This window comes from Collinsella sp. OM07-12 (assembly GCF_003438275.1).
GTDB lineage: Bacteria > Actinomycetota > Coriobacteriia > Coriobacteriales > Coriobacteriaceae > Collinsella.
Genome location: NZ_QSTQ01000018.1, coordinates 1 through 11,960, shown reverse-complemented (window position 1 = coordinate 11,960; position 11,960 = coordinate 1). Strand labels below are relative to the sequence as shown.

The following is an 11,960-nucleotide window of genomic DNA, read 5'->3' as shown; positions in this document are numbered from 1 at the left end:
CTAGTCGTTGGGGACGTTCTTAAACAACTATTGACGGCGGGCGTTGAGTTCGCCGGCCAGCTCATCGAGGGTGATGCCGTAGCGCTCGAGCGTCACGAGCAGGTGGTAGATCAGGTCGCCGGCCTCGTAGCGGATGTGATCGTGGTCGTTATCCTTGCAGGCCATGATCACCTCGCTCGCCTCCTCGGCAAGCTTCTTGAGCAGCTCGTCCTCGACATCGGTCAGCAGGCGAGCGGTATAGCTCTCCTGCGGCGATGCGTCGCGACGGCCGTGAATCACCCCGGCGAGCCCCGTCAGCGTCTCACCGATATTTCCATCCTGAACATTCGCGGTGCGCACACCCATGGTTCAATCCTTTCTGGTTGGCCAAGCGCCTGGTCGAGCGCCCGCCCTACGCGAGTTTTCTAAAGAAGCAGGTACGGTTGCCGGTATGGCAGGCCGGACCCGGCGAGTCGACCTTGACCAGCAGCGTATCGCTATCGCAGTCGGCCCAGAGCTCCTTGACCTCCTGCATATTGCCGCTCGTCGCGCCCTTGTTCCAGAGCTCCTGACGGCTGCGGCTCCAAAACCACGTGGTCCCGGTCTTGAGCGTCAGCCCCACCGATTCCTCGTTCATCCAAGCAACCATAAGCACCTCACCGGTGTCATACTGCTGAACCACACAAGGAATCAGCCCACGGTCGTCGTATTTGAGCTCTGCCGCGGTTGTCACTTGCTCCATTTAGAAGTCCAATCTCACAGGTATTCCCTGGCTGGCCATGTATTCTTTGACTTCGCGAATACTGAAGGTCCCAAAGTGAAAGACACTTGCTGCCAGCACGGCGTCGGCCTCGCCCTCGATCACGCCCTCGGCAAAATGCTCGAGCGTGCCCACGCCGCCGCTTGCGATCACCGGGATCGGCACCGCGCGCGCCACGGCGCGGGTGAGTGCCAGGTCGAAGCCAGCCTTGGTGCCGTCGCGATCCATGCTGGTGAGCAAGATCTCACCGGCGCCGCGACGAGCCGCTTCCTCGGCCCACGCCACCGCATCGATACCCGTGGCGTTACGGCCGCCCGCGGTAAAGACCTCCCACTTGTCGGCTCCCGGCTCACCGGGCAAACCAACACGCTTGGCATCGATCGCCACGACCACGGCCTGGCTGCCAAATGCAGCAGCAGCTTGGCTGACCAGCGACGGATCGCGCACGGCAGCAGAGTTGAGCGACACCTTATCGGCACCGGCAGCCACCATGGTTCGCATGCCCGCCAGGTCACGAAAACCGCCGCCCACGGTATAGGGAATGGCCAGCTCCTCGGCCGCATGCGCCGCCATCTCAATGGTCGTCGCACGGTTGTCGCTCGTCGCAGTGATGTCCAGGAACACGACTTCGTCCGCGCCCTCGCGGTCGTAGACGCGCGCCAGCTCCACCGGATCGCCCGCATCGCGCAGGCTCACAAAGTTGACGCCCTTGACCACGCGGCCGTCCTTAACGTCCAGACAGGGAATCACACGCTTGGTAAGCATGGGTTACTCCTCCCCTCGGGCGGCGGCCAGCGCCTGTACCAGCGTAAAGTTGCCCTCGTAGAGTGCGCGACCGGTGATCGCACCCTCAATAGCATCCTCACCCACCGCGGCAAGCGCGCAGATATCGTCGAGTGTCGAGATGCCACCCGAAGCCACGACGGGAAAACCCGCGACCTCGGCCACATGGCGATACGCCGCCACGTCGATGCCCGTCTGCATGCCATCGCGCGCGATGTCGGTGTACACCAAATGCTTAAAGCCCAACTCGGAAAGCTGCGCCACCGCATCATCGAGCGCCACGCCCGCGCCATCGCGCCAACCGTTCACCTTGACCTGGCCGTCACGGGCGGCGATGTCTGCCACCAGCAGCTCGCCAAAGCCGCGCGCTGCCACCTCGGCAAAACCCGGCTCGGTCACCAGCACGGTCCCCAGCGCAATACGGCGCGCGCCATAGCCGGCCAGCTCGTCGATGCGTGCGAGCGAGCGGACGCCGCCGCCCACGTCCACGGACAGACCGTCGACGCCGCAGATAGCCTTGATCGCCGTCGAGTTGGCAGCGCATGCGTCCTCATCCTCGCCAAAGGCAGCGGACAGATCGACGACGTGCACCCAGCTTGCACCTTGCTCGGCAAACGAGCGGGCGACGGCGACGGGGTCGTCGGAATATACCTTGCAGCGGCTGCGATCGCCGCGCTCCAAGCGCACGACCTTGCCGCCGATCAGATCGATTGCGGGGAACAGGATCATCGGCCGGCCTCCTCGACGATGTTGACGAAGTTCTTAAGGATGCGCTGTCCCAGCGCGGAGGATTTCTCGGGATGGAACTGGCAGCCCCACACGTTGCCGTGGCGCACGATGCACGGGAAGCTCCGCGTGTAGTGCGTGCGCGCCAGAACATCGGCGGCATCGACATCGTCGGCCACCGCATAGCTGTGGGTGAAGTACATGTTGGCGCCCTCGGCAAAACCGGCGAGCAATGGATCGGCCGCGCCGGCGGGCGTCATGTGCACCTGGTCCCAGCCCACGTGCGGCACCTTCAGGCGACTCGATTCCAAGCGCGTGCACGAGCCGCGCATAATGCCCAGGCCATCGACCCAGGGACCGCCGGCCTGCTCGGAGGCATCGTCGTCCGCGCCCTCGTCCGCCGGCACGCCCTCGTCGCCGCGTTCAAAAAACAGCTGAAGGCCCAGGCAGATGCCGAGCAGAGGAGTTCCGGCGGCAACGGCGTCAAGCACGGCCGCCTCCTCGCCGCTCTGGCGCATAAAGGCGATCGCGTCATAGAACGCACCCACGCCCGGGATGACCAGGCCGTCGGCGTTGCGGATCTGTTCCGGATCATCCGATGTGCAGGCAGCGGCACCGGCGCGCGCAAGCCCGCGCACGACGCTCGACAAGTTGCCCTTGTGGTAGTCGACCACCACGATCTTCGGTTCGCCCACGCGACCCTCCTTTTTCCATCATCCAAAACCACCACAAAGGGGACAGGCACCTTTGTGGTGGTTTCTGCCTATATGGCGGTTACAGTGAGCCCTTGGTGCTGGGGATTCCTTGGACGCGGGGATCAAGCTCGCAGGCGTGGCGCATCGTGCGTCCCACGGCCTTAAAGGCTGCCTCGATAATGTGATGCGAGTTGCCGCCCGCCAGCTCGCGCACATGCAGCGTGAGCTTAGCATCGCGCGCAAAGGCATAGAAGAACTCGACGGCCAGCTCGGTATCAAAGCTGCCCACGCGCTCGGTCGGCACGGGCAGATCGCAATAGGCCTGCCCGCGACCCGAGATATCAACGGCGGCCATCACGAGCGTCTCGTCCATGGCAATCGCCGCATCGGCAAAGCGCGTAATGCCCGCCTTGTCACCCAGTGCCTGGCAAAACGCCTCGCCCAGCACAATGCCCGTGTCCTCGACGGTGTGGTGCGCGTCGACCTCCACATCGCCCATCGCATGTACCGTCAAATCGAACAGGCCATGGCGGCCAAGGGCGTTGAGCATGTGGTCGAAAAGCGGCACGCCGGTCGAGATATCGCACACGCCGGATCCGTCCAAATCGAGCCTAACGACAATGTCGGTCTCGCCCGTCTTGCGGGTCACCTCGACATAACGGCCCATCTACATCTCCTCCTTCACCAGCGCGGCAAACGCTGCCAGCACCTCGTCGTTTTCCTGCGGGGTACCCACGGTAATGCGCAGACAGTCCGCAAGCCCCGGCGCGTAGCTAAAGTCACGCACCAAAATCGAATACTCATCGCGCAGACGCTCGCGCACGCGCGTGGCGTGCGGCGTGCGCACGAGCACAAAGTTCGCCGCGCTCGGCCACGCCTCCACGGGCAGGCCCTCGGCAGCCATTGCGCGCAGGGCGCACAGCTCGCGCACGCGCTCAGATGCAACCCGTGCCACCACGGGCGCATACGCATCGCGGGCACGCACGCAGGCAAGCGCCGCGGCCTGGCTCAGCACGTTGACTGAATAGATCTGGCGAATCGCCGCGAACACGTCAATAACCTCGGGTGACGCAATCACATAGCCCAGACGCGTGCCGGCGGCGCCGAACGCCTTGGACAGCGTATGCAGAATCACCAGGTTGGAATGCTCGGCGATAAGCCCTTGCGCCGTGGTGGCCGCGCCAAACGAATCGTCAGCAAACTCCACGTAGGCCTCGTCGACCATCACCATGCCGGGACACGCATCGCACAGAGCCGCGATAAAGTCGAGCGGCGCCACGTCGCCCGTGGGATTGTTGGGCGAGGTCACAATCGCCAGGTTGCACTCGGGCGCTGCCGCAAGCACGGCAGCCTGATCGAGCTCAAAGGTCGCCGGATCGCGCCACACGTCGCGCACCTCGGTCTGGCAGAGCGACGCAAAGAACGCATACTCGCTAAAGCATGGCGGGCAGTTGAGCAGGGTCCGCCCCGCGCCGCCAAACGCCAGCAGGTAGTTATAGAGCAGCTCGTCGCCGCCGTTGCCCACGCAGATGTTCTCGCGTGCCACGCCATGCCAAGCGGCAAGCTCGTCGCGCAGGTCGTTGGACATGGGGTCGGGATAGCGGTTGAGCGGCGTGGCGGCGAGTGCCGCGTCGACCGCCTCGCGCACGCCAGCCGGCACGGGATAGGTGTTCTCGTTGGCCGAAAGGTTGATGCGCGTGGGCGTAAAGTTGGGATCATAGGGCTCAATGCCGGCCAAGTAGGGCTGGACGAGTTCCTTCATGCGAGGCGTCAGCTCGGCCATATTAGGCCTCCCCGCCGGTCGCGTTAGCGCCATCCGCGCCCGCAGCCGCCAAGTCCACACCCTCGGCGACCGTCGCCGCGGCGTCGCCCGGCCAGGCAACCTTGGTCAGGTCGGCCGCCGCCAGCGACTCGGCGCTCACGGAATCCTCGCCCTGTTCCAGCACGCGACGACGCAGGGCGGCAGAAAGCGCGTGCGCCCACAGGCCCTCGGCCTCGGCCAAACGCTGCGTAGCGGGAGCGTCGGAGAGCAGGCCCTCGGGCGTATAGCAGATAACGCTTGAGCGCTTAACGAACTCCTCCACCGAAAGCGGGTTGGAGAACATGGCCGTGCCGCCGGTCGGCAGCGTGTGATTGGGGCCGGCAACGTAATCGCCGAGCGGCTCGGAGCTCCAAGCGCCCACAAAGATGGCGCCGGCGTTGCGAATGCCGCCAAGCAGGCCCATTGCATCCTTGCAGTGCAGCTCCAGGTGCTCGGGCGCCACGGTGTTCACGGCCTCGACGGCGGCAGCCATATCGGCGGCCACCACGATGGTGCCCTCGTTGTCGAGCGAGGCGCGCGTGATCTCGGCACGCGGCGACTGCGCCACTAGAATGTCGACACCCGCCTCGACCTCGCGCGCAAACTGCTCGTCGCAGGTCACCAGATAGCAGGCGGCCAGCGGATCGTGCTCGGCCTGGGCCATCAGGTCGGCCGCGACCACCATGGGTTTGGCCGTGGCATCGGCCAGCACGCAAACCTCGGAGGGGCCGGCGACCATGTCGATGCCCACGTCGCCCGAGACAATCTGCTTGGCCGCGGCGACAAAGGCGTTGCCCGGGCCGGTGATTTTGTCGACGCGCGGAATGGTCTCGGTACCGTACGCCAGCGCGGCCACGGCCTGGGCGCCGCCCACCATATAGATCTCGTCCACGCCGCCGAGCTTGGCCGCGGCGAGCGTATAGGGGCTGATCAGGCCGTCCTTTTGTGGCGGCGTCACCATGACCACGCGCTTGACGCCGGCCACCTTGGCAGGGATAGCGTTCATGAGCACGGTGGAGGGATACTGCGCGCGACCGCCCGGCACGTAGATGCCGGCCGCGGCAAGCGGGGTCACCTTAACGCCGAGCATCGTGCCGTCCGGGCGCGTGGTAAACCAGCTCTGCTCGACCTCGCGCTGGTGAAACTCACGAATCTGGCGCGCAGCCTTCTCGAGCGCGGCGACAAAGGCCGGGTCGAGGCCTTCGAGCGCAGCATCGATCTGCTCTTGCGGCAGACGAAAGCTCTGCAGCTCGACACCGTCAAAACGCTGGCAGTAATCGCGCACCGCAGCATCGCCGTTGGCACGCACGTTGGCCACGATATCGCGGGCGGCGTCGACGATGTTTTGCGGCAGCACACCCTTGCGGTTGAGCTGGTTGGTAACGAGGCGCTCACCGGGAGCAAGCTTGATGGTCTTCATATCGGTATCCTCTATCGGTCGAGGTTGCGTTTGGAAAACGAGATGCCGGGCAGCGGCACCAATCGGCCCGCAGTCCGGATATGGGGGCGCCCGTGCGCGCTCGCGCTATTGTGCCGAGCCCGCGACGGGCTCAAAATGCTTGTCCTTCACGGCAGCCGCCAGGCGATCGGCCAGGTTGCGAACGCGCGGATCCAGGCGCGCGGCACCCGGGTTGACGAAGAAGCGGGCCGTGCAGTCCATAATGCGGCCGGTGATGACCAGGTCGTTGTCGCGCAGCGTGGCGCCCGTGGCGGTGATATCCACGATGCGATCGGTCATACCGACGATGGGTCCCAGCTCGATGTTGCCGTGCAGCGAAACAATGTCGGCGTTCACGCCGCGCTCGGCATACCAGGCGCTCGCGATGCGCGGGTACTTGGTTGCCACGCGAAGCGAACCGCGGCGGGCATAGTTGCGCTCGGCCTGACCGGCGCGCCAAGCGGGCTCAGCCTCAATAAAGGTGCACAGGCCGTAACCCAAATCGACCAGCTGCAGCAAGTTGAGGTCGGCCTCGATAAGCGAATCCCACCCGCAGATGCCGCAGTCGGCACCGCCGCAGCCCACAAAGGCGGGCGCGTCGCTGGGTCGCACGATGACAAACTCGATATCGCCGACCGCGCCCTCGCCGGCACGCGTATCGCGACCGCGCACGATCAGGTGACGGCCGGGGTCGCGCAACTCGGAGACGTCCAGGCCCGCAGCCTCGAGCACGTCGAGCGTGTCGGCCTTAAGCGAGCCCTTGGGAACGGCGATGCGCAGCGGACCCTCGGCACCACGGCCCGCGGCGTGGTCGCCGTCGGAAGCGGCGTCCTCAGCCGAAGTGTGCGCGGCCTCCAGACGCTCGAGCGAAAAGGCAAATCCCGCCGCCGGTACCTCGATGCCATCGCCAAACGCGCCGGTAAAGATGGAGTCGTAGCGACCGCCCGAACCCACCGGATCGGGCAGGCCACCGGCATAGGCCTTAAAGACCAGGCCCGTGTAGTAATAAAAAGAGTTCATGATGGAGAAGTCGAAGGACAGCACCTGGGCGTCCTCGGGAGCCAGGCCCTCGACCAGGGCACGCAGCTCGCGCGTCAGCGACGCGACGATACCGGCAGCTTCCAGCAGCGCATCCACACGGTCGAGTATCTCGGCACCGCCGTGCAAGCGCGGCAGCTCGCTAATGGCGGCCTTGACGGCCTCGGACTCGGCGCTTGCCGCCACGCGGGCATCGAGGCCCACAAAGTCATTGGCGTGCACGCAGCGCAGGGCCTCGGCAGCCAGCTCGCGATCCTCGCACGCCGCGAGCAGCTCCTTAAAAGGACGCACGCTACCTGCGATAATGCGCGCATCGGGCAACGCCAGCTTGCGCACGGCCTCGGCTACCAGCGAGACAATCTCGACATCGCCCGCGGTATCTCCCGCACCGATAAGCTCAAAGCCCAGCTGTGTAAACTGGCGCGAGCCGCCGGCATTGCGCTGGCACTCACGAACCACCGGCGCCTCGTAGCGAAGACGCAGTGGCAGATCGGCCGCGCGCATGCGGGTCGAAACCAAGCGCACGATCGGCAGCGTGTTGTCGGGACGGACCACCAGCAAACGCCCATCATCGTCAAAGAGCTTAAACGGCGTGTCCGCAATGCGGCCGCCTTCCTCGAGCGAACCCTTGTCCTCGAGCAGCGGCGTCTCGACCGGAAGGTAATGATGCTCCCTGAAGCAGCCCTTCACCGTCAGCGCAATCTCCTCGCGCGCCTGAGCCTCCTCGGGCAATATGTCCCGGAATCCCCACGGTGTGGCCGTCATCTGGTGAGCCTCCTCATGCTGTGCTTCGCATAGAACAGAAGACCGGCATAGCTCCGCCGGTCTTCTGGGTACTTTAGCATACTAGAGTGCTTGCGGGGAAAATACGTCGCAGCCGCTCACACCGTATTCATTTGGAAACATAGGGTAGGTTGCCGCAGCCCGACCCCACCTAGGCGCCAATCGCACGACGATACTCTGCCATTACCTGCGCATCGGCAGCTGCGGGGTCGGCAAAATAGCGCCCGTCATAGGTCTCGGCCGAAACAACTCCGCGATAGCCGCGCGCCACCAGTCTATCCAGGTCGGCGCGCATATCGCGGTCGCCGTCACCCCAGGCAAGATGCGTCGTGCCATCTGCCGCAACATCGACAAAATGCACGTGGGCGACATCATCGCCAAGCAGATCGAAATAATCGTCGATGGTATCCCCCGCCACCGCCATGGCGCCCATATCCAGACATGCCTTAAGTGCCGGATGATCAACTGCCTCGATCATGCGCTTCGTGTCGGCCGCCGAGTTCACGATCATCGACTCAACTGGCTGCAGGGCCTCGAGCACCAGTCGCACGCCGCGCTCTCCCGCATGCTCGGCAATCGCACGCAGCATCGAGGCGCTGCGACCCCACGCGTCCTCGATCGGCTCGTTCAAAAATGCCCAGCCGCTCGAGACCATGACCTGCTCGGCTCCAAGTTCCGCCGCGATATCTACAACGTTCTTAAAGTACGCGAGCGTGCGGGCACGCGCCTCATTCCCGCGCGCCGCGATATTCCACGGCTTGGGGTTGTTCTGTTCGGGACAAAGCCCCACAATCCGAACCCCATACCGCTGTGACAGCTCAAGCACCTGCTCGAGCGAATCGTAACCATGGCAGTCCACATACAGGTGCATCGCCCCCGTCCAAAGTTCGCAGCACGTGTAGCCCGAGGCCGCCGCCGAAGAAAAGAACTCTTCAAGACTAAAGTAGCGATGGCTGATATTCATAACGGCAAGCTGCGGATACTCCATCTTGTCCACCTTTCGGCAAAAGGGCGCCGCAGCACAGTGTGCGCGACGCCCCCTCTTACATTGTTTTCATTATGACGGATACCCTACTGGACACCAAGCACTCCAAAGAACGCGCCAGCGATACTCACGAGCAGGATCACAAGCATGATGAGCAGCGGATTCATCTTCTTCTTGAGCATGAGATAGACAATTCCAAACAGCCCCATCGTGACAAAGCCCGGGAAGATTCCGTTGAGCAGCTCGGCGAGCGTCTGAGCACCATCGCCCGCACCGACCATGAGCGGAATGTCCACGGTGACCATCTCCATGGTCATAGCACCGATCACCATGGCGCCCATGATAGAGGCCATCTTGACGATCGTGTCCATAATACCCGATTCCTGGACCTTGCTGATCATGTCCGAGCCAAAGCGATATCCCACAAACGTCAGCAGGTAACGGATGATGTAGTGAGGAACGTTGAACACGAGCAGGAACAAAATCGGGCCAAGAATAGAGCCCTGCAGCGCCAGCGACGTGCCGACACCCGTTGCCAAAATTCGCAGCGTGCCCCAGTAGAAAGCATCGCCCACGCCGGACAGCGGCCCCATCAAAGCAAGCTTGACATTAGAGATCGCGCTCGTGTCAAAGCTATCGTCAGTAGCGTTGACCTCCTCCATTGCAGCGGCGATGGACATGGGAAGCGTCGAGATGTACGGCGTGACGTTATAGAGCTCCATATGGCGCTTAAGGGCGGCCTTAAAGTCCGCATCCTGCGGATACAGCTTGCGAAGGATCGGCATAAGGGCCCACATAAAGCCGATATGGCCCATACGCTCGTAGTTCCAGGAATGCTCATAGGGAATCGAGCGCCAGAACAGCTTCTTAAGGTCTGCGCGGGAAATCAGCCCGTCGTAAGAAGACTCAAACTTAAAACTCATCGAACCCACTCCCAATCGCAGGATCCTCGGTTGCCGCTGCGGGCTGCTCCGCTTTTTTCTTATCACCCAAAACCGTCATCGCGACGACGATGATCGCGGCAAAGATCGCCACGCCCGTCGTGCTAATGCCAAAGTAGGCGACGAGGAAGAAGCCAGCGAAGAAGAACGGAGCCACTGTTTTGTTCATAATCATCTGCGCCAGCATCGCAAAGCCGAGTGCGGGCAAGAAGGCGGCGGCGACATCCATGCCGGTCTGAACGAAATCGGGGATGATGTTGAGCAGGCTGGCAACAGCATCGGCACCAAAGAAGAATGCCAGGGGAATAATCAGCAGGCCGCACCAGCTCTGCGCGTAACCGGCGATGAGCATGTTGCGCGTGATGGCCTTGGTGTCTCCGTCCTCGACGTTTTTGTCGATACGGTGCACCAGCAGCAGCATGACCGGTTGGCCCAGGGCCGTGTCGAGCGCCAGGACGATCGTGGCGATAGGAATACCCAGGGTCAGGGCCGCCGAAGCGTCCGCGCCGGCCTGCATGGCAAGAGATACGCCCAGGATAGTGCCGGAAATCGTATCGGGCGGGTTATAGGCGCCGACCGAGATGGCGCCGACCATGGCAAGCTCCATCGTGGCGCCCATGATCGTGCCGGTCACCATGTCGCCCATGACAAGGCCAACCAGAGGTCCGAGCACGATCGGGCGCTGGAGGTAGCTCGTGCCCGTCAGCCACTCGGAATAACCCAAAAGGGCAATAAGGAAAATCAGGATTGTCTTGATAACCATGACGGCCCCTAACCGATGACCTTCGCGGCGTCAGTCTTCGCATCTGCCGGAATCATCTGAATGAACAGCTCGTAGCCTTCGCTGAGCAGCTCTTTGACATATGCCTCGTTTTCGGGCGTAAGGAACACGCTCGTCGAGACCTGGCGGGCATCCTCGCTAAAGGCAACGTTGCCGAGGTTGATCTTCTTGACCCCCATCGCCTTGGCGACGGCACCGGCCTGCTGGATCGTCTCGCAAACCACGAAGAGCTTGTACTTGTCGGTCACACCGCTCTGGAGCGCCTTGACGGCGTCCTCGGTGTTTTTGACAACGACCTTGCAGCCCTCCGGCTTTGCAAGGGACAGGGCCTGCAGACGAAGCTTGTCATTGAGGACCGTGTCGCTCACCAGCAGGATGCAGTCGGCACCCAGAGCCGAGGTCCAGCTAACGGCAACCTGGCCGTGAAGCAGTCGATAATCTACACGAATCATCTGAATCATGATGTGCTCCCTAGTGGTTAAAACTCATCGAGTTCGGCCTGCCCCAGCAGGTCGTTGACGTACTTGACCTTGGTGTCGTCCGCCTCGACGATCTGGCGGATGGCCTCATCGATCGGGGTGGATTCGGGCACGAACAGCAGCTGAATAAGGAGCGGCAGGTTCATATTGGTCACGAGGTGCGTGTTGGGACGCGTCTGGACGATCTTGGTGAACTCGTTGTTGACACTGCCGCCAAAGAGGTCGGTGCAAACAACGACCTCATCGTCCGCGGCAAAGCCGTCCAGAATCGCTGCGGCCTCTTTGGTCAGGTCCTCGTTTCCGTCGACATACATAGAGAGCGCATGGACGTTTTCGCGCTCGCCGGAAAGCAGTCCAATGCTCTCGACGATTCCAGACGCAAAATGGGCATGGGATGCAACGATAAACTGCCTCATTCGATTCCCCTTTCTTGCGAATTTCGGCATAAAAATGCCCGGACGCATGCGCCCGGGCAGGGTGCTTCTTGATCAGTAGCTTATTTGTCACCGATTAGTAGTCGAACTGGTGATAGTAACGACGGTAGTTGAGGTTGTGCTTGGTGACCGTCTCGTAGTAAGCGGCAAGGCGATCGGTGATCAGCGAGGAGAGAATCCACGGGGAGACGATGACGCGGAACTCGTCGTCAAGGCCGGGGATCGCGAACTCGGCGGTGTCGATGATGTTGATGTCGGTGTCGCCGGTCACGCCGCGGTTGAGGAAGGCGCGGACGCGCTCGTCGAGCTTGCGGTTCTCGTCCTCACCCATGAACAG

Annotated in this window: 14 protein-coding genes and 1 pseudogene; all 15 read right to left on the bottom strand. The window is 62.8% G+C overall.

Annotated features, from left to right (window positions below; all coding sequences use genetic code 11):
* Positions 1-27: 27 nt before the first annotated feature.
* Entirely contained in the window at positions 28-345 is a 318-nt protein-coding gene (gene hisE, locus DXB98_RS07415; protein WP_055252387.1) for a phosphoribosyl-ATP diphosphatase, read from the bottom strand.
* Positions 346-391: 46 nt separating this feature from the next.
* On the bottom strand, positions 392-721 hold the full coding sequence (gene hisI, locus DXB98_RS07410; protein ID WP_055252388.1) for a phosphoribosyl-AMP cyclohydrolase: 330 nt from the start codon (positions 719-721) through the stop codon (positions 392-394).
* A complete protein-coding gene (hisF, locus tag DXB98_RS07405; protein ID WP_117743684.1) occupies positions 722-1,504 on the bottom strand; it encodes an imidazole glycerol phosphate synthase subunit HisF in 783 nt (260 codons plus the stop codon).
* 3 nt (positions 1,505-1,507) lie between these two features.
* The gene (locus DXB98_RS07400) at positions 1,508-2,251 is read right to left on the bottom strand and encodes a HisA/HisF-related TIM barrel protein (protein WP_117743683.1); all 744 of its coding nucleotides are present in this window, start codon (positions 2,249-2,251) and stop codon (positions 1,508-1,510) included.
* Positions 2,248-2,943: an imidazole glycerol phosphate synthase subunit HisH gene (locus DXB98_RS07395; protein ID WP_117743682.1), complete on the bottom strand. Its 696-nt coding sequence runs from the start codon at positions 2,941-2,943 to the stop codon at positions 2,248-2,250. The genes DXB98_RS07400 and DXB98_RS07395 overlap by 4 nt, the downstream gene beginning before the upstream one ends.
* A gap of 79 nt (positions 2,944-3,022) precedes the next feature.
* The gene (gene hisB, locus DXB98_RS07390; protein WP_117743681.1) at positions 3,023-3,610 is read right to left on the bottom strand and encodes an imidazoleglycerol-phosphate dehydratase HisB; all 588 of its coding nucleotides are present in this window, start codon (positions 3,608-3,610) and stop codon (positions 3,023-3,025) included.
* Complete coding sequence (gene hisC, locus DXB98_RS07385; RefSeq protein ID WP_199407151.1) at positions 3,611-4,726, bottom strand: histidinol-phosphate transaminase; 1,116 nt, start codon at positions 4,724-4,726, stop codon at positions 3,611-3,613.
* Between the two features lies 1 nt (position 4,727).
* Positions 4,728-6,164: a histidinol dehydrogenase gene (hisD, locus tag DXB98_RS07380; protein ID WP_117743680.1), complete on the bottom strand. Its 1,437-nt coding sequence runs from the start codon at positions 6,162-6,164 to the stop codon at positions 4,728-4,730.
* Between the two features lie 105 nt (positions 6,165-6,269).
* Complete coding sequence (gene hisG, locus DXB98_RS07375; RefSeq protein ID WP_117743679.1) at positions 6,270-7,985, bottom strand: ATP phosphoribosyltransferase; 1,716 nt, start codon at positions 7,983-7,985, stop codon at positions 6,270-6,272.
* Positions 7,986-8,154: 169 nt separating this feature from the next.
* Complete coding sequence (locus tag DXB98_RS07370) at positions 8,155-8,991, bottom strand: sugar phosphate isomerase/epimerase (RefSeq protein WP_117743678.1); 837 nt, start codon at positions 8,989-8,991, stop codon at positions 8,155-8,157.
* Positions 8,992-9,074: 83 nt separating this feature from the next.
* Positions 9,075-9,911, bottom strand: coding sequence for a PTS system mannose/fructose/sorbose family transporter subunit IID (locus tag DXB98_RS07365; RefSeq protein WP_117564887.1), 837 nt, complete (start codon positions 9,909-9,911; stop codon positions 9,075-9,077).
* Entirely contained in the window at positions 9,901-10,692 is a 792-nt protein-coding gene (locus DXB98_RS07360; RefSeq protein ID WP_117564886.1) for a PTS sugar transporter subunit IIC, read from the bottom strand. The genes DXB98_RS07365 and DXB98_RS07360 overlap by 11 nt, the downstream gene beginning before the upstream one ends.
* 8 nt (positions 10,693-10,700) lie before the next feature.
* Positions 10,701-11,171, bottom strand: coding sequence for a PTS sugar transporter subunit IIB (locus tag DXB98_RS07355; protein WP_117743677.1), 471 nt, complete (start codon positions 11,169-11,171; stop codon positions 10,701-10,703).
* A gap of 17 nt (positions 11,172-11,188) precedes the next feature.
* Positions 11,189-11,605, bottom strand: a complete 417-nt coding sequence (locus tag DXB98_RS07350) for a PTS sugar transporter subunit IIA (RefSeq protein WP_117743676.1) — start codon at positions 11,603-11,605, stop codon at positions 11,189-11,191.
* Between the two features lie 94 nt (positions 11,606-11,699).
* Positions 11,700-11,960 (bottom strand): annotated as a pseudogene (locus DXB98_RS07345) (SIS domain-containing protein); the annotation flags it as partial.

What these genes read in the sequence shown, in the direction of transcription:
- hisE (WP_055252387.1), bottom strand. Translation starts at nt 345, where the DNA reads ATGGGTGTGCGCACCGCGAATGTTCAGGATGGAAATATCGGTGAGACG.
- hisI (WP_055252388.1), bottom strand. Translation starts at nt 721, where the DNA reads ATGGAGCAAGTGACAACCGCGGCAGAGCTCAAATACGACGACCGTGGG.
- hisF (WP_117743684.1), bottom strand. Translation starts at nt 1,504, where the DNA reads ATGCTTACCAAGCGTGTGATTCCCTGTCTGGACGTTAAGGACGGCCGC.
- DXB98_RS07400 (WP_117743683.1), bottom strand. Translation starts at nt 2,251, where the DNA reads ATGATCCTGTTCCCCGCAATCGATCTGATCGGCGGCAAGGTCGTGCGC.
- hisB (WP_117743681.1), bottom strand. Translation starts at nt 3,610, where the DNA reads ATGGGCCGTTATGTCGAGGTGACCCGCAAGACGGGCGAGACCGACATT.
- hisC (WP_199407151.1), bottom strand. Translation starts at nt 4,726, where the DNA reads ATGGCCGAGCTGACGCCTCGCATGAAGGAACTCGTCCAGCCCTACTTG.
- hisD (WP_117743680.1), bottom strand. Translation starts at nt 6,164, where the DNA reads ATGAAGACCATCAAGCTTGCTCCCGGTGAGCGCCTCGTTACCAACCAG.
- hisG (WP_117743679.1), bottom strand. Translation starts at nt 7,985, where the DNA reads ATGACGGCCACACCGTGGGGATTCCGGGACATATTGCCCGAGGAGGCT.
- DXB98_RS07370 (WP_117743678.1), bottom strand. Translation starts at nt 8,991, where the DNA reads ATGGAGTATCCGCAGCTTGCCGTTATGAATATCAGCCATCGCTACTTT.
- DXB98_RS07365 (WP_117564887.1), bottom strand. Translation starts at nt 9,911, where the DNA reads ATGAGTTTTAAGTTTGAGTCTTCTTACGACGGGCTGATTTCCCGCGCA.
- DXB98_RS07360 (WP_117564886.1), bottom strand. Translation starts at nt 10,692, where the DNA reads ATGGTTATCAAGACAATCCTGATTTTCCTTATTGCCCTTTTGGGTTAT.
- DXB98_RS07355 (WP_117743677.1), bottom strand. Translation starts at nt 11,171, where the DNA reads ATGATTCAGATGATTCGTGTAGATTATCGACTGCTTCACGGCCAGGTT.
- DXB98_RS07350 (WP_117743676.1), bottom strand. Translation starts at nt 11,605, where the DNA reads ATGAGGCAGTTTATCGTTGCATCCCATGCCCATTTTGCGTCTGGAATC.